This window comes from Streptomyces sp. NPDC086519, from assembly GCF_040686075.1.
Taxonomy (GTDB): Bacteria; Actinomycetota; Actinomycetes; order Streptomycetales; family Streptomycetaceae; genus Streptomyces; species Streptomyces shenzhenensis.
This window is the reverse complement of record NZ_JBFBJL010000015.1, coordinates 167,527-182,675: the sequence shown is the minus strand read 5'-3', so window position 1 is coordinate 182,675 and position 15,149 is coordinate 167,527. Positions and strand designations below refer to the sequence as shown.

The window sequence follows — 15,149 nt, the reverse complement described above, 5'->3', positions numbered from 1 at the left end:
GCGGTGCAGGCCGCGTACTGGGCGGACGTGTGGGCGAAGCAGCAGGGCAAGGGCGGTGACGTCTCCGCCACCGTGGGCAAGGCGGCGAAGATGGGTGACTATCTGCGCTACGCCATGTACGACAAGTACTTCAAGAAGATCGGCAACTGCGTGGGGGCCTCGACGTGCCCGGCCGGCACCGGTAAGGACGCTTCCCACTACCTGCTGTCCTGGTACTACGCCTGGGGCGGCTCGAACGACACGAGCGGGGGCTGGGCCTGGCGCATCGGCTCCAGCTACGCTCACAGCGGCTACCAGAACCCGCTCGCAGCGTACGCGCTCAGCTCCGACGCCGACCTGAAGCCCAAGTCGCCGACCAGCGCGGGGGACTGGAGCAAGTCGCTGACCCGGCAGCTGGAGTTCTACCAGTGGCTTCAGTCGTCCGAGGGCGCGATCGCGGGCGGCGCGACCAACAGCTGGGCGGGCCGGTATGCCACCCCGCCGGCCGGCACGCCCACCTTCTACGGCATGTTCTACGACGAGCAGCCCGTTTATCACGACCCGCCGTCCAACCAGTGGTTCGGCTTCCAGGCCTGGTCGATGGAGCGGGTCGCCGAGCTCTACCAGCAGACGGGCAACGCACAGGCCAAGGCGGTCCTCGACAAGTGGGTGAAGTGGGCGCTGTCCAAGACCACGATCAACCCCGACGGCACCTACCAGATCCCCTCCACCCTCCACTGGTCCGGCCAGCCCGACACCTGGAACCCGTCGTCGCCCGGATCCAACAGCGGACTTCACGTCACCGTCGCCGACTACACCAACGACGTCGGCGTGGCGGCCGCGTACGCCAAGACGCTGACGTACTACGGCGCCAAGTCCGGTGACGCGACAGCCAAGTCGACCGCGAAGGCGCTGCTGGACGGCATGTGGAACAACTACCAGGACAGCCTGGGCGTCGCCGTCCCCGAGACCCGCAGCGACTACAGCCGGTTCGGCGACAGCGTGTACGTGCCGAGCGGCTGGAGCGGCGTCATGCCGAACGGCGACGCGATCAACTCCTCGGCCACCTTCACCTCGCTGAGGTCCTTCTACAAGAACGACCCGGCCTGGTCGAAGATCGAGGCCTACCTCAAGGGCGGCGCCGCGCCCAGCTTCACCTATCACCGGTTCTGGGCCCAGGCGGACATCGCGCTGGCCATGGGCTCGTACGCGGAGCTGCTCGAATAAGCCCCCGCTGAAGCTCCGCGCACGCGACCCCGTCGCAGGGAGACGGGGTCACCCGGCCGGGCGGTCCCCAGCCGCACAGGGACCGCCCGGCATTTGTCGGGGGCATGACCATCCAGCCCCGGGCGAACGTTTGGGAGCGCTCCCAGTCGGTGGCGCGCTCTCGTTGCTCCCCATACATCCCAGCGGAGGATCCGCATGCAACAGTCGAAGCACAGCGGCAGGGCGCACGCTCTGTTCGGCGCGCTGCTCACGTCACTCGTCGCGCTGGCGGCGCTTCTCACCGCCGCTCCGGCCTCGCACGCCGACACGACCATCTGTGATCAGTTCGGCTCGACCACGATCCAGGGCCGATACGTCGTCCAGAACAACCGGTGGGGCACCAGCGCCACCCAGTGCATCACGGTCACGGACTCCGGCTTCAGGATCGCCCAGGCCGACGGCTCGGTCCCGACGAACGGCGCGCCGAAGTCCTACCCGTCCGTCTACAACGGCTGCCACTACACCAACTGCTCACCCGGTACCAACCTCCCGGCCCGGCTGAGCTCGATCTCGAGTGCGCCCACGGGCATCTCCTACAGCTACGTGAGCGGTGCGGCCTACGACGCCGCGTACGACATCTGGCTGGACCCGACACCGCGCACCGACGGCGTGAACCGCACCGAGATCATGATCTGGTTCAACCACGTGGGAGGCGTGCAGCCGGTCGGCTCGCCGACCGGCAGCGCCACCGTGGCCGGCCGTTCGTGGCAGGTGTGGTCCGGGAACAACGGCTCCAACGACGTACTGTCCTTCGTCGCGCCGTCGGCGATCGACAGCTGGAACTTCGACGTGATGGACTTCGTCCGTCAGGCCGTCTCCCGCGGACTCGGCCAGGACAACTGGTACCTGACGAGTGTTCAGGCCGGGTTCGAGCCCTGGCAGAACGGCGCAGGACTGGCGGTGTCGTCGTTCTCCTCGACCGTCGACGTCGGTGGCAGCACTGGAGGGACGGGTGGCTCAGGCGGCTCGTCGGCGTGCAGGGTGACGTACGGCACGAATGTGTGGCAGGGCGGCTTCACCGCCGACGTCAGCTTGACCAACGCGGGGTCATCCCCCGTCGACGGCTGGAATCTCGCGTTCACGTTGCCCGCCGGGCAGAAGATCACGAGTGCCTGGAGCGCCAACCTCTCTGCCTCGTCGGGAGCGGTGACGGCCAGCGGTATGGCGTACAACGCGTCCCTCGCACCGGGCGGCCAGGTTTCCTTCGGGTTCCAGGGCACCTACGACGGCGCCTTCGCCAAACCGGCCGGTTTCAGCCTGAACGGCACGTCCTGCACCACCGCCTGACGGTGCCGGCGGGGGCGGCCTGAGACCGGGCGCGTCCTGGCCGGCGCCTGTGGTGAACCGCGCGCCGGACGCGCATGCGCATCCGTCCCCCGTACCCACCCGTCTGACGTCCGTGTTCAGCCGGGTGGGTACGGCTTCGTCCAGAGCAGACCTGTTGACGACCTTCACCACGACCGCATCCACGAGGTGCCTGAGGAGCCGTGGGAGCCGCGCTGCCGGGACCGGGGTTCCCCGCACCGGCCACCGACGCGGTCAGGACTTCCTGTCCGCCGAGCACGGTTGATCACGTGCGGAAGTCGTGTGCCCACTTCCCCTGGCCCGTAAGATCGGTGATCTCGCGGGTGGGGGAGGTGGTCATGGCAAGGCGACGCCCTGGAGCGCCGACGCTGGAAGAGGTGGCCGTCCACGCCGGGGTGGGGCGGGGCACGGTCTCCCGGGTCATCAACAACGCGGCTGGTGTGAAGGAGTCGACACGCCGGGCCGTGCAACGTGCCATCGAGGAACTGGGATACGTGCCCAATCTCGCGGCCCGGTCCCTGGCCGGTCGGCGGGCCGACGCCGTGGCCCTCGTCTTGACGGAGCCGGACTGGAGGCAGTTCGCGGAGCCGTTCTTCTCGGAGATCGTCCGCTCGCTCGGCGATGCGCTGGGGGACACCGGGATGCAACTGATGCTGACTCTGGTCCGCTCGGAGAGCGAACGGCAGCGCTTCCTGGAGTACGCGCGCGGCGGCCGGGTCGACGGGGTCCTGCTGATGTCCGTGCACGGGGGCGACCGGCTGCCGGACATGCTTGCCGAGGCGGGGCTGCCGACCGTGCTGCTGGGGCGCCGGTCGGGCGACGAGTACGTCAGCTACGTGGACGCGGACAATCTGGGCGGTGCCCGAAGCGCCGTCTCGCACCTGCTGAAACAGGGCCGCAGGGCGATCGCCACCATCACAGGGCCGCTGGACATGTACGTCGCGCAGTGCCGGCTGCGCGGGTATCAGGATGCCCTGGAGTCGGCCGGTCTGAAGGGCGCGCCGTCCTTGGTCGCAGAGAGTGACTTCACGGAGGAGGGCGGGCGCCGCGCCGTGGCGGAACTCCTTGAACGGCACCCTGAGATCGACGGCGTGCTGGCCGCGTCGGACACCTCGGCGGCAGGGGCGCTGCAGGCGCTGCGCGCGGCGGGACGGCGGGTGCCGGAGGACGTCGCCGTGATCGGGTTCGACGACTTCCCGTTGGCTCAGCGCACCGAGCCGCGTCTGACCACGGTGCGTCAGCCGGTGGAGGAGATGGGGCGTGCCATGATCAGACTACTGCTGGAGGAGATGGAGGAGCCGTCCGTGGCGTGGCGCCACGTGATTCTCCGCACGGAGCTGGTCGTTCGTGGTTCGTCCTGACGACCGTCCGCGCCCGTCCGCGGTGACCGTCCTCTGCGAGGGTGCTGTCCACGGGCCTCTCCGGCACCATCGGTTTCGAGGCCCGGGTGCGGAGCCGGTGGTGTTCACGACCTGTCACCGGCCTTGTGCGGCGACGTCCAATGCGCTTCCTTCCGCTTCGGTGCCGTCTCGCGTACGCACGTCACCAGCCACCGGACCGGGGTGGGCGAAATCGTCCTGGCAACGGGCTCGTTGCAGTGCGTGCGGTGAGATCAGTGCCGGGCGAACGGGGTTCCGGTCAGTTGCACGACGCTGGGCCGCGCAGCGATTCCGCTGACCGTCAGCGATTCTGATCGCGTTGCCGCACCCGCTGCCTTGCTGTCGTCATTCACCTGTCCGTCCGGAAGATCGAGCCGATGGTGCACCGCCCGGCCGGCAAGGCGGCGCCAACCTCGGGAAAGTCGTGGCCGAGCCCATGGCACGGACGGTGGCGGTACGCCCCCGAGGAGCCGTCCGACCAACGCCGTGATCAGGAATGTGGCCCGCAGGTCTGACCAGACCGGTGGTGCACGGGGGCAGAGGTCGTGGTGCCGGGGCGACGGACGGGGGGCCGTCCGGCTGCCCTCGTCCACTGGCCGGCGGTAGGCGAAGCGCCCACCAGGCACCCGCCGCGCAGCCGTCCCCGCCGTCTTCGCCGTGACGCTTGTGTGACGCTCCGCGTGCCCGATGGCCTTCATCTGCGTCCGGAAACTGTCTCTGACCTGCTGCTTTCGCATCCGCGTCCAGGGCGACCTGTTTCCGTCCGTGGAGCGGGTCGAGTGCCCGGCTTGACCCTTGAAGCCGCCTGAACTGCGAATTCATCAGGGAGTCGCTTGCGTCGGCGACGCCTTCAAGGTCTCGATCGGAGATTCTTGGCATCTGTTCTGGCCTGAGTGGGGAGGTGGCAACGACCCCGGCCAGGGGTGAGGACCGGGGTCGTTGCGCGGGCTCCCGCTGCTGCCGGTGCGGTCGGTCGCGGCGGGGGCGTCTTGGGGGTGGGGATCAGACGAGGACGCGCACTCCGGCCGGCAGGCCGAACTGGTCCCGGGACCAGCCCTCGTAGATGCTGTCGGCGACGTTGCACAGGTGGTTCATCGCGGCGTGGACGTCGCGCCAGTAGCGCTGGAAGGGCTGGTCGCGGCGGAGCGAGCCGCCGCCGGCCCGGCGGAAGAGCTCGTCCACGGCGTCGGTGGCGCGGCGGGAGGCGCGGACCTGGTTGCGGCGTGCCTCGGCGCGGGCCTCGATGGTGACGGTCTTGCCGGCGAGGACGTCGTCGTACATGCGGTCCATGGTGGCCAGCAGGTGGGTGCGGCTGGCGTCCAGGTCGGCGGCGGCCTCGCCCAGGCTGGACAGCTGGTGCGGGTCCTCGGCGGCCCGGCTCCCGACGACGGTGACGCGCTGGCGGGTGTAGACGAGGAAGGCGGCGAGGGCGCCTTCGGCGATACCGAGGGTGGAGGCGCTGATGGCGCTGGAGAACATCACGCCGAACGGCATCGCGTACAGGGGGTTTCCGGGACGGTTGCGTTCGGCGAGGATGCCTTCGCTCACCTCGTGCGCGTCGAGGGTGCGATGGTCGGGGACGAAGGCGTCCCGGACGATGATGTCCTTGCTGCCGGTGCCCGCGAGGCCGATCACGTCCCAGCTGTCCTGCTGGATCTCGTAGTCGGCGCGGGGCAGGACGAAGTGCCGCATGTCCGGCGGCATGGGGATGTTGCCGTCGTCGTCGGTGACGATGCCGCCCAGGACGGCCCAGTCGCAGTGGTCGCTGCCCGAGGCGAAGGGCCAGCGTCCGGAGAACAGGTAACCGCCCTCGACCCTGCGGGCGCGGCCGTTGGGCGCGTAGGGGGAGGAGACCCAGGTGTCGGCGTTCTCCCCGTGCTCGCCCCACAGCTCCTGCTGGAGTTTCCGGTCGGCGAGGGCCAGCTCCCAGGGGTGGATTCCGACGACGCCGCCCACCCAGCCTGCGGCGGGGTTGCGGGCCGCGAGCGCCATCACGGTGCGGTAGAACTCGCCGGGTGCGGCCTCGTAGCCGCCGAACTCGCGGGGCTGTAGCAGACGGACGATTCCGGCGGAGCGCATCATCGCGGCGGTCTCGTCGGTGAGCCGGCCTGCTTCGTCGTCCTTGACGGCCTGCTGTTCGAACTGCGCGGCGAGCTTCTCGACGCGCTCGGTTACCTCGTGCATGAAAGTGAAACCTCGTCCTTGAGGGGCAAGTGGGGCAGTGGGGCAGTAGGGCGGTGGACCAGCGGGTCGGTGGTCAGTGCTGGGCGATGAAGTCGGCGACCAGCCGGTTGAACTCGGAAGCGTGCTCCAACTGGGCCCAGTGGCCGCAGCGGTTGAGGAGCACCAGGCGCGAGTCACGAATCGTCGACACCAGGCGCAGCGAGTTCTCGAAGTGGACGACACGGTCGTCACGGCCGTGGATGAGCAGCGCGGGCGCGGAGATGGCCGCGATCTCACCGTCGGTGGCGGCGGTGCCGACCTGATGTGTCCGATTCAGGTGCTCCAGGAAGTTCTTCAGGTGGTCGGGGCGGGCCTGCGCGGTCGCGGCCCGGGCACGGGCGAGTTCCTCACGGTCGGGGCCGCTGTGGAAGGTCATGACGTCGACCAGTTCGGCCATGGTGGCTTCTGTGGGGTCCGCGTAGCCGCGGACGAGGACCTTCAGCCCCTCGCTGGGGCCGTCGCCGGGGCCGAAGAGACCGGGACCGCCCTTCCCCGCGGGCGCGCCCATGGTGACGAGGTGCGAGACGCGGTCGGGGTGCAGGGCGGCCAGGCGCAGGGCGGTCATGCCGCCCATGGAGTTGCCCACGAAGGCGGCCTTCTCGATGCCGAGTTCGTCGAGGAACTGGAGCACGGCGGCGGTGTGGTCGCGCTCGCCCCCTTCGATGGTGTCGGACCGGCCCCAGCCCGGCATGTCGACGGCAAGTACCCGGTAACGCTCCGCCAGCGCGGGAATGTTGGCGGAGAAGTTGCTCCAGCCGGTGGCGCCGGGACCGCTGCCGTGCAGGAAGACCACGGGGTGGCCCTGGCCTGCCTCGTTGTAGTGCAGCGTCCAGTCCTTGGTGGTGACGGTGCGGCTGGTGTTCTCCTCGGTGAGGGCGACGGCTGTCACAGCCAGGCTCCTTCCAGGGGCAGGGACGAGAGGGCGGCGGTCGCGGTGGTGGAGGTTCCGTACCGGCCGCGGTGGAAGACGAGCGGGCGTTGCGCCTGTTCGCCGGGGCGCAGGGCGAGTCCCATGACGTGGCCGACGACGAGGTCGTGGTCGCCGACGGGGTGGTCGTCGGCGAGTCGGCAGTCGGCCCAGGCGATGGCGTCGGTGAGGACCGGTGAGCCGGTCGGGCCCGGCACCCAGTCGACGGCGGCGAAGCGGTCGACGTCCCGGGACGCGAAGACGCGGCAGACGGCCTCGTGGTCTTCGCCGAGGACGTTGGCGCAGAAGGCCCCCGCGGTGCGGATGCGGGCCCAGGTCGAGGAGTTGCGGTCGGGGAAGAACCCGACCAGTGGCGGGTCGAGCGAGATGGAGGTGAAGGTGCCGACCGCCATGCCGACGGGACCTTCCGGGGTGATTGCGGTGATGACCGCGACACCGGTGGGGTAGTGCCCCAGGACTCTGCGGAAGGTGGCAGGGTCCTGGTGGTCGACGAGTGTCACCGCGGGCTCTTTCTGTCGTTCCTGTACGGCGCGCTGCACAGGGTGCTCACGGCTGCTGGCCGCGGGTGATGAGGGCGGGCGGCAGTTGCTTGGACGCCTCGGTCTGGTGGTGGCCCCAGATGCTGAAGCGGTCGAAGGTACGCGACTCCCAGGAGAGGTCGTCCACGGCGATGCCGCCCCAGCCGTACTCGATCTGGAACGCCGCGGGGGTGTGGAGGTAGAAGGACGTCATCAGGTCGTTGACGTGCCGGCCCAGGGTGAGGGCCAGCGGCACCTCGTCGCGCTCGCACAGGTCCAGCGCGGTGCCGACGTCGTCGATGTCGTTGACCTCCAGCATCAGGTGCTGGAGGCCGGTCACTCCGGGGACCTCGCCGATGGCGAGCGTGTGGTGGCGTCCGTTGACGTGGTAGAAGCGGATCTGTACCTGGCCGTCGATGACGATGCGGTCGGACAGCTTGAAGCCGAGGACGCCGCTGAAGAAGGCGTCGGCCTGCGCCAGGTCGGGGACCAGCAGCACGATGTGGCCCATGCCCTGCTCGCCGGTCTTGAAGCCGCTCAGCGGGCGGCCGGGCCGGAACGTGGACGGGTAGTAGTCGCGGCCCCAGGACAGCTCGTGGCGCAGGCCGAAGGGGTCGGTGAACCACAGCAGGTTCTCCACCGCCCGTGCACGGGCCAGTTCGGGCGTGCCGTCGGTGACCTGCACATCGTGGTCGGCCAGGCTCTTCGCCATGGTGCGGGCGGTGCGTTCGTCGGGGACGTTCCACCCGATGTAGGCGACGTCGTCCTTCTCGCCCGGGTGCAGCGCGAGCCGCCAGGCGGCGTCGTCCATGCGCAGCAGGACGGTGCCGTCGTCGCGCCGTGGTGCGAGTTCGAGGCCCAGGGTGTCGGGACCGAAGGTGGCCCACTGCTCGTAGGAGGGGGTGGTTATGCCGAGGTAGGCGAGTGACTGGATCACGGTGACCTGCCGATCGAGAAGGTGACTGATCGCTTAATCTAGAATCAACATTCTAGAGATTTGCCGGGAACGGTAGCCCCGTAGACGTGTGGTAGCAAGAGGTCATGGCAAAGAAGGCCGGCGTGCAGCACCGGCAGACCGAAGAGTCCCGTCGCCGCATCCTGGAGGCGACGCTCGAACTCGCGGCCGAGCGCGGTTACGAGGGCACCACGATCGCGCTGGTCAGCAAACGTTCAGGACTGCCCTCGGGGTCGGTGTACTGGCACTTCGAGAACAAAGACAGCCTCTTCGCGGCGCTCATCGAGCAGAGCTTCGAGGAGTGGGCGCGGCAGACCGGGTGGTCGAGGGAGTCGGGTCCGCGGTCCCAGCAGCGGCTGGACGACTTTCTGCGGGAGAGGCTGACCGCCGACGACTTCAGCCACGGCTTCTGGCGGCTCGGTCTGCTGCTGTCGCTGGAGCGTCGCATGGCCGACTCCTCGGCCCGCCAGACCTTCCTGGCCATCAGGCGGCGGGTGCTCGACGCGCTGGCGCAGTGGTGGTCCGTCCTGCTCCCCGACGAGGTGGGTGCGCGCGACCCGGAGCTTTCCCGTCGGCTGGCGCAGTTCACCCTCGCTACCTCCGACGGTTTGTTCATCGCGATGGCGGCGGGCGACGACTGGGACTTCCACGCCCTGTCCGCCATGCTGGCCGACGCCCTGAGCCATCAGGTGTGCCGAGCCCTCCAGGGGGCGGACGGGACGGCCGGGGCCGGACCCTGACCGGGAGGCCCGGCATCACGTCGGGCGCGCGCCGGCTTCGCGGCGGTCGACGCGGTCCGTGGTCCCCGCCGTCACGGTCCGGCCCCGGTGTCGGACCGCGAGGAGTGTTGTCTGTCCGTCGCCATTCCCCAGGGGGCGGCGACGGCCTCGAGCGCCGAGGACACCACCCTCGGCTTCGCCGGGTTGCAGCGTCGCGCTGGGCTGCCCAAGGGCACTTTGCATCGCACGCTCGGCGATCCGGTGGCCGCGCGCCTGCTCGACCGGGCAGCGGGCCGTTACCGTCTGTCCGGCCTGGTCTTCGAACTGGGGATGCGCGCCTCGGTGGAGCGTGGCCTGCCGGAGGTGGCGACCCCGTTCCTGGAGGACCTGTACGTGCGCACGCATGAACTGGTCCACCTGGGCATTCGCGAGGGCACCGAGGTGGTCTACGTGGCGACGAGGCGCGCCAGGGACTGCCTGGCCTGGGGCCTCGGCGCCGACCGCCCGCACAGCAGTGGTGTGGGCGGTCGGATCCCGGGCTGTCAGGCCGTGACCCTGCCGAAGAGGTGGTTGGCGGGAGCATCCGGGTCGTTGCCGTAGAAGAACTCGGTGAGAACCTGGTGGAATTCGGCGCGGTCCAGCCCGCCGGAGCCGTCCCTGTCCAGAGCGGCGAAGACCGTGGCGCAGTCCTCGCCGGGCACACCGGCGACCGAGTCGAACATCTGCTGGAACTCGGCCTGGTCGATCTTGCCGTCTGCGTTGAGGTCGACGAGGTCGAAGAAGCAGTCGGTGACCGGCGCGATCTGCTGCGGATAGAGGGCGGGGTCGGTCAGGACGCTCCTGAAGCCTTCGATCATCTCCCGCAGGTCGACCTTCCCGTCACCGTCCTGGTCCATCGGGGCGATCACATTCGTCCAGAACCCGTCCATTCCCTCGATGAGTCGGCGGGCGGTCGCGGAGTCCGGCGGGGTGTCTCGGGCGGCGATGTAGCGCTCGCTCATCGCGCGGACGTCTTGCTGGGTGATGAACCCGTCGCCGTCGACGTCGGCGCCCCTGAACCACTGGCCGTACTTGAGGTCTTGAAGTGCAGTCACGACTGCGCACAGTATTCATCTGATTACGCAATTGCAAAACGGGGGGAGCCTCTGGCAGCCGGGGCGGCCCGCTGCGCGCTTGACGACGGCGAACTCGAAGAACCTGCCCGAAGAGGCAGGCAGCTTGCGTGTCAGCGTTCGAGGTGTGGTGGTGTGAAGGCGAGCACATCTGGAAGGGGGCCGTCGTAGAGCTCGACGTCGACGAGCGCACTGTGGGCGCTCGGTCCCTGGGACAGTCGCGAGCACCCTCGGTCGGCCGTGAGGGTGTTCGGATTGCCGTGGCGGTCCAAGGTGCCGCTCTGGCCTGGCTGGGCCGGGTCCCACCATGCTCCGGTGGACAGTTGGATGACGCCTGGCATGACATCGTCCGACAGGACTGCGCCCGCCAGGCAGCTGCCGCGGTCGTTGTGGACGCGTACGATCATGCCGTTCTCGATGCCACGGGACGCGGCGTCCAGCGGATTGATCGTCACGGGCTCGCGGCCACGGATCTTCGACCTGAGGCTGTGGCCGCCGTTGTCGTACTGGCTGTGCAGACGTGAGGCGGGCTGATTCGAGATCAAGTGCAGCGGGAATCGGTCCGATAGGCCGGCACGGAGCCACTCCACTGGTTCGAACCACGCCGGATGCCCGGTGCAGTCGTCGTAGCCGAACGAGTTGACCTCCTCGGAGAAGATCTCGATCCGGCCCGACGGGGTCGTAAGGGGGAAACGCTGCGGATCTGCGCGGAGCGCCTCGAAGCTGCCGGGGAACGGGCCGCTCAGCGCCGGCAGCTCAGCCGTGGAGCTTCGCCAGAAGTCGTCGAAACTCGGCAAGGCCCCGTCGTCGCCGAGGTCGGCCCTCGTCTGCTCGTAGAGGTGCCGGACCCATTCGATCTCGGAGCGTGACTGCGTGAACTCGCACTCGTATCCGAGCCGGGAGGCCAGGGCGGTGAAGATGTGGTGGTCGGTGCGTGACTCGCCCGCCGGCTCACGGACTTTCGGCATCGCGACGAGGTGGGGGTCGGAGAATCCGGCGGCGAAGTCGTCGCGCTCCAGGCTGGTGGCGACGGGAAGGACGATGTCGGCGAACTTGGCCGTGGTGTTCCACCAGGCTTCGTGAACCACCACCGTGTCAGGGGTCTGCCAGGCGCGGGTCAAGCGGTGGAGATCTTGGTGGTGGTGGAACGGGTTCCCTCCGCACCAGTAGATCAGGCGGAGCTCGGGCAAGGTCAGGCGCCGGCCGTCGTAGTCGATGGTCTTGCCCGGATGCAGCAGGGTGTCGGCGATCCGTGCGACAGGGATGAAATCCGCGACAGGGTTGGGAACCCGGGGAATCGACGCCACGGAGGGCCGGCCGGGGGCGACGCCGGTCGCGTCCATCGTCGCGTAGCCCGCGCCCCAGCCGCAGCCTGGCCGCCCCATCGAGCCCGCCATGGCAGCCAGCACGACCGACATCCAGATCGGCTGTTCGCCGTGGTCCGCCCGTTGTATCGCGTAGTTGACCATGATGAGCGAACGGTGCGTGGACAGGCGGCGAGCCAGTTCGGTGATCGTGTCCCGGCTCATGCCCGTGATCCTCGCTGCCCAGGCAGCATCCTTGGCAACGCCGTCGAATGCGCCGGTCAAGTAGGAGGCGAAGCGGTCGAACCCGACGCAGCAACGGCGAAGGAAGTCCTCGTCGTGCCAGCCGTTGACCAGCATGGTGTGTGCAATGCCGAGCATCGCGGCGGTGTCGGTGTTGGGGATGACGGGCAGCCACTCGGCGTCGAGGAAGCCGGCGGTGTCGCTGCGGATAGGGCTGATGTTCACGAACCGCACCCCGGCCGCACGGCACTGTCGCTGAAGGTCCTGCGTCTGGTGTCTGGCCAGTCCGCCGGGGTTGATCTGGCTGTTCTTGAGGGCCAGCCCTCCGAACGCCACCACAAGCTCACAGTTCTCGGCGATCTCGTCCCACATCGGCATCCGGGACTGGTAACTCCACGGAGATCCGCCGATCACATGGGGGAGGATGACCTCCAAAGCTGCGGTGCTGTACGTGTTGCGAGAGTCGGTGTATCCCCCGCCTAACGCCAGGAACCGGTGGAGTTGCCCCTGCGCGTTGTGGAACGCGCCTGCACTCGCCCAGCCGTAGGAGCCGCCGAACACCGCGCTGTCTCCGTGCTGTGAACGCACTCGGCGCAGTTCCTCGCTCACCAGGGTGATCGCGTCGTCCCAGCTCACCTCCACGAAGGCGTCCGCGCCCCTGGCCGTGTCGTGGGCGCGCGGCAGGCCGTTCAGCCAGCCCTTGCGTACCGCGGGGCGCAACACGCGGGCGCTGTCGTCGGCGGCTGTCACCATTCCGGGTCCGATGGGCGACGGCGCGGGGTCATCGCCCCTCGGCTCGATTCGCACCAGCCGACCGGAATCAACCACCGCGACAAAACTGCCCCAGTGCGTCGCAACCGACATGCGTCGTTCCACGATGCATCAACTCCGTCCCTGAAGTTCCCCGGCTCTAGGACAGCGGCCACTTATGTCACAGTGGCTCCACGTCAGTTGACGGGCCGCAGGACACAGACTCCCCCTGCGGCCTGCTGCCCAACCCTGCACGTGCACGACCCTTCCAACGGCCGCACAGAAGCGCCGTCCGCGTCGACTCGCCTCAGGGAGCATGTGTCGTCATGGGCTGGCAATACGTCCGGGACACCGGCGGCACGGTATCCATCCCGACCTCCCGAGATCTCCCCGTCGGCAGCTACCAGCTGTGGATTCAGACGAACGACGGCTACGTCCCCTTCGCCGGCCCCTGCGACCTGAAGATCGTCTGACAGACCGCCGAAACCTGCGGCGACCGGCAGCCGCTCCCGCTGTGTTGCTCTCCTGGCTGCGGCGCGGGCGCACCTCGTCCTCAGCCGCGTTCACCCATCAGGCCACCGGCACCTGGGCGGGCGTCACGCCGGTCTCCTCGGCGATCGCCAGGACGGTCGACGACGGCGGTCTTCTGGCCGGTGCTCTCGGTGTGGATGACCATGCCCAGGTCGCTCGGGCGTCCCCCGGCGGAGCTGCGGTACTTGCCGGTGAGCAGTCCGCCGCCGAGCGGAGACCACAGGGCTGCGCCGAGCCCGAGGCTCTCGGCCATGGGCAGGAGCTCACGGGGCGCCGGTGCGCTCGACGAGGCTGTACTCGTGCTGGATGCCCACGATCGGGGCCCAGTTCTCCAGGTCCGCGAGGGTTACCGCCCAGGGTGCAGTCGTGAGCTTGAAGGCATCCCGTCTTACGGGGGCCCGTTTCTCTCCCCCAACGCATTCGTTGTCGCAGTGGATCACCGTCGTCGAGTGTGCTGGCTGGGGCTGTACTGGTGGAAGTCATTGATGTGCACCACTGCTACGGGAAACGGCGCGTGCTGCGGGGAGTCGATCTGCGACTGCCGGCAGGGGCGCTGACCGGCATTGTGGGAGAAAACGGTGCAGGCAAGTCCACCCTGCTGAAGATCCTGGCTGGGGAGCTTCGGCCGTCCGGCGGCCAGGTTCGACACGCCGGCCGGTTTGGATACTGCCCGCAGCAGGTGGTGCTCAACGACGCGCTGACCGTGCGCCAGCACCTCGCCTTCCTCCAGGCGGCGTTCCGGCTGGATGACCTGCGGCACGCTCAGGAGGTGATGGAGGTGCTCGGCCTGGTCGAGTACGTCGATGAGCGGGCCGGGGTGCTCAGCGGCGGCACGCGGCAGAAGCTGAACCTCACTTTGGCGTTGATGCACGATCCGCAGGTGCTGCTGTTGGACGAGCCGTACCAAGGGTTCGACTGGGACACTTACCTGCGGTTTTGGCAACTGGCGGGCCGTCTGCGTGATCGGGGGCGTTCGGTCCTGGTGGTTTCCCATCTGGCCTACGACACCGAGCGTTTGGATGAGCTGTGGTGTTTGAGCGGCGGCCGGCTTCAGCCGCAGATGGCAGGTGCGGCATGAGGAAACAGATGATGCTGCTCACCACGGCCACGCGGTACGCGCTGGTGGAGCACGGCCGAAACCGCTTTGCCGTGGTGCTGATCGCCCTGTTCCTGCCCGTGTGGGTCCTGCTGGCGCACGCTGCGATCCCCGATACCCCGGCCCGTCTGCGCCTTCGGGCCACCGGGGAGCTGCTGGCTCCTCGGGGTAACGAGATCACCGCGATCAGCGGCGCGCTCAACGCCGTCACTCTGATCACTGGTTTCCTCATGTTCGCCGCGACCTTCACCAGCAGCGGCTTCGACCGGCGTCTGGCCATGGCCGGCTATCCCCGCACACATCTGGTCGCGGCGAAGGTCGCGGCGCTCACCTTCGTCTGCGCCCTGATCGCCGCATACGCCACCGCGGTGACCTGCCTGACCTGGACACCCCGCCAGCCGGTGCTGCTGACCACGGCGTTCTTCTGCGCCGGGCTGACCTATGGCGTGCTGGGGGTCGGCTTCGGTGCGCTGCTGCGCCGCGAGGTCGAGGGCATGTTCGCCATCGTGATGACCAGCATCGTGGACCTTCTGCTGCAAAACCCGATCACGAGTTCTGGTGCGGGCAGCACGATCACCCGGTTCCTGCCGTCCTACGGCGCCATGCAGGCGGCCACCGCCGCAGGTTTCTCCTCCGTCTCGGTACCCCGGTACGTGCTCTGGCAGCTGGCCTGGTTCACCGCGGCGGCGCTGCTGGGCCTGCTCGCCTTCCACCGGCGTACCCGCACCACCCTGACGGTGACACCGCACGGGCCTGTGCCGGAGCAGTCCGCCCGGCATCAGCAGACCGCTGACCTGCTGTGACATGCGCGACTAGGCCGCAACCGGATGCCTGCCGGCAT

At 68.9% G+C, this 15,149-nt stretch carries 15 protein-coding genes; 8 read left to right on the top strand and 7 right to left on the bottom strand.

The window, feature by feature from the left end:
• The 3 genes from AB0P24_RS16990 to AB0P24_RS16980 form a co-directional block, all read left to right on the top strand.
• Positions 1–1,206, top strand: a 1,206-nt coding sequence (locus AB0P24_RS16990) for a glycoside hydrolase family 48 protein (RefSeq protein WP_365794613.1), incomplete at its 5' end; no start/stop codon positions are given.
• Between the two features lie 195 nt (positions 1,207–1,401).
• Positions 1,402–2,532: a cellulose binding domain-containing protein gene (locus AB0P24_RS16985; RefSeq protein ID WP_365794611.1), complete on the top strand. Its 1,131-nt coding sequence runs from the start codon at positions 1,402–1,404 to the stop codon at positions 2,530–2,532.
• 356 nt (positions 2,533–2,888) lie between these two features.
• Entirely contained in the window at positions 2,889–3,911 is a 1,023-nt protein-coding gene (locus tag AB0P24_RS16980; protein ID WP_365794609.1) for a LacI family DNA-binding transcriptional regulator, read from the top strand.
• A 1,020-nt stretch (positions 3,912–4,931) separates the two neighbouring features.
• On the opposite strand, the gene AB0P24_RS16975 is transcribed toward AB0P24_RS16980, so the two are convergent.
• The 4 genes from AB0P24_RS16975 to AB0P24_RS16960 form a co-directional block, all read right to left on the bottom strand.
• Positions 4,932–6,113 carry an acyl-CoA dehydrogenase family protein gene (locus AB0P24_RS16975; RefSeq protein ID WP_365794607.1) on the bottom strand — a complete coding sequence of 394 codons (1,182 nt, stop codon included), beginning with the start codon at positions 6,111–6,113 and terminating at the stop codon, positions 4,932–4,934.
• Between the two features lie 73 nt (positions 6,114–6,186).
• A complete protein-coding gene (locus AB0P24_RS16970) occupies positions 6,187–7,041 on the bottom strand; it encodes an alpha/beta hydrolase (protein WP_365794605.1) in 855 nt (284 codons plus the stop codon).
• Positions 7,038–7,580 (bottom strand): flavin reductase family protein, encoded by a 543-nt coding sequence (locus tag AB0P24_RS16965; RefSeq protein ID WP_365794603.1) that lies wholly within the window; start codon positions 7,578–7,580, stop codon positions 7,038–7,040. The genes AB0P24_RS16970 and AB0P24_RS16965 overlap by 4 nt, the downstream gene beginning before the upstream one ends.
• Before the next feature lie 46 nt (positions 7,581–7,626).
• Positions 7,627–8,535, bottom strand: coding sequence for a VOC family protein (locus AB0P24_RS16960; protein WP_365794601.1), 909 nt, complete (start codon positions 8,533–8,535; stop codon positions 7,627–7,629).
• A 104-nt stretch (positions 8,536–8,639) separates the two neighbouring features.
• Between AB0P24_RS16960 and AB0P24_RS16955 the strand changes: the two genes are divergently transcribed.
• Both AB0P24_RS16955 and AB0P24_RS16950 read left to right on the top strand, forming a co-directional pair.
• Positions 8,640–9,293 carry a helix-turn-helix domain-containing protein gene (locus AB0P24_RS16955; protein ID WP_365794599.1) on the top strand — a complete coding sequence of 218 codons (654 nt, stop codon included), beginning with the start codon at positions 8,640–8,642 and terminating at the stop codon, positions 9,291–9,293.
• Between the two features lie 87 nt (positions 9,294–9,380).
• Positions 9,381–9,872, top strand: coding sequence for a hypothetical protein (locus tag AB0P24_RS16950; RefSeq protein WP_365794597.1), 492 nt, complete (start codon positions 9,381–9,383; stop codon positions 9,870–9,872).
• Here the strand turns inward: AB0P24_RS16950 and AB0P24_RS16945 are convergent.
• Both AB0P24_RS16945 and AB0P24_RS16940 read right to left on the bottom strand, forming a co-directional pair.
• On the bottom strand, positions 9,815–10,366 hold the full coding sequence (locus AB0P24_RS16945) for an EF-hand domain-containing protein (protein ID WP_365794595.1): 552 nt from the start codon (positions 10,364–10,366) through the stop codon (positions 9,815–9,817). The genes AB0P24_RS16950 and AB0P24_RS16945 overlap by 58 nt on opposite strands.
• A 131-nt stretch (positions 10,367–10,497) precedes the next feature.
• Positions 10,498–12,795 (bottom strand): molybdopterin-dependent oxidoreductase, encoded by a 2,298-nt coding sequence (locus AB0P24_RS16940; protein WP_365794593.1) that lies wholly within the window; start codon positions 12,793–12,795, stop codon positions 10,498–10,500.
• Between the two features lie 212 nt (positions 12,796–13,007).
• Between AB0P24_RS16940 and AB0P24_RS16935 the strand changes: the two genes are divergently transcribed.
• The gene (locus tag AB0P24_RS16935; RefSeq protein ID WP_365794591.1) at positions 13,008–13,154 is read left to right on the top strand and encodes a hypothetical protein; all 147 of its coding nucleotides are present in this window, start codon (positions 13,008–13,010) and stop codon (positions 13,152–13,154) included.
• Positions 13,155–13,234: 80 nt separating this feature from the next.
• Here the strand turns inward: AB0P24_RS16935 and AB0P24_RS16930 are convergent, their stop codons facing one another.
• A complete protein-coding gene (locus tag AB0P24_RS16930) occupies positions 13,235–13,465 on the bottom strand; it encodes a hypothetical protein (protein WP_365794589.1) in 231 nt (76 codons plus the stop codon).
• Positions 13,466–13,684: 219 nt separating this feature from the next.
• Here AB0P24_RS16930 and AB0P24_RS16925 point away from each other — a divergent pair, with 219 nt between their 5' ends.
• Together AB0P24_RS16925 and AB0P24_RS16920 are read left to right on the top strand one after the other, a co-directional pair.
• Entirely contained in the window at positions 13,685–14,290 is a 606-nt protein-coding gene (locus AB0P24_RS16925; protein ID WP_365794587.1) for an ABC transporter ATP-binding protein, read from the top strand.
• Positions 14,287–15,111, top strand: coding sequence for an ABC transporter permease (locus tag AB0P24_RS16920; protein WP_365794585.1), 825 nt, complete (start codon positions 14,287–14,289; stop codon positions 15,109–15,111). The genes AB0P24_RS16925 and AB0P24_RS16920 overlap by 4 nt, the downstream gene beginning before the upstream one ends.
• Positions 15,112–15,149 lie beyond the last annotated feature (38 nt).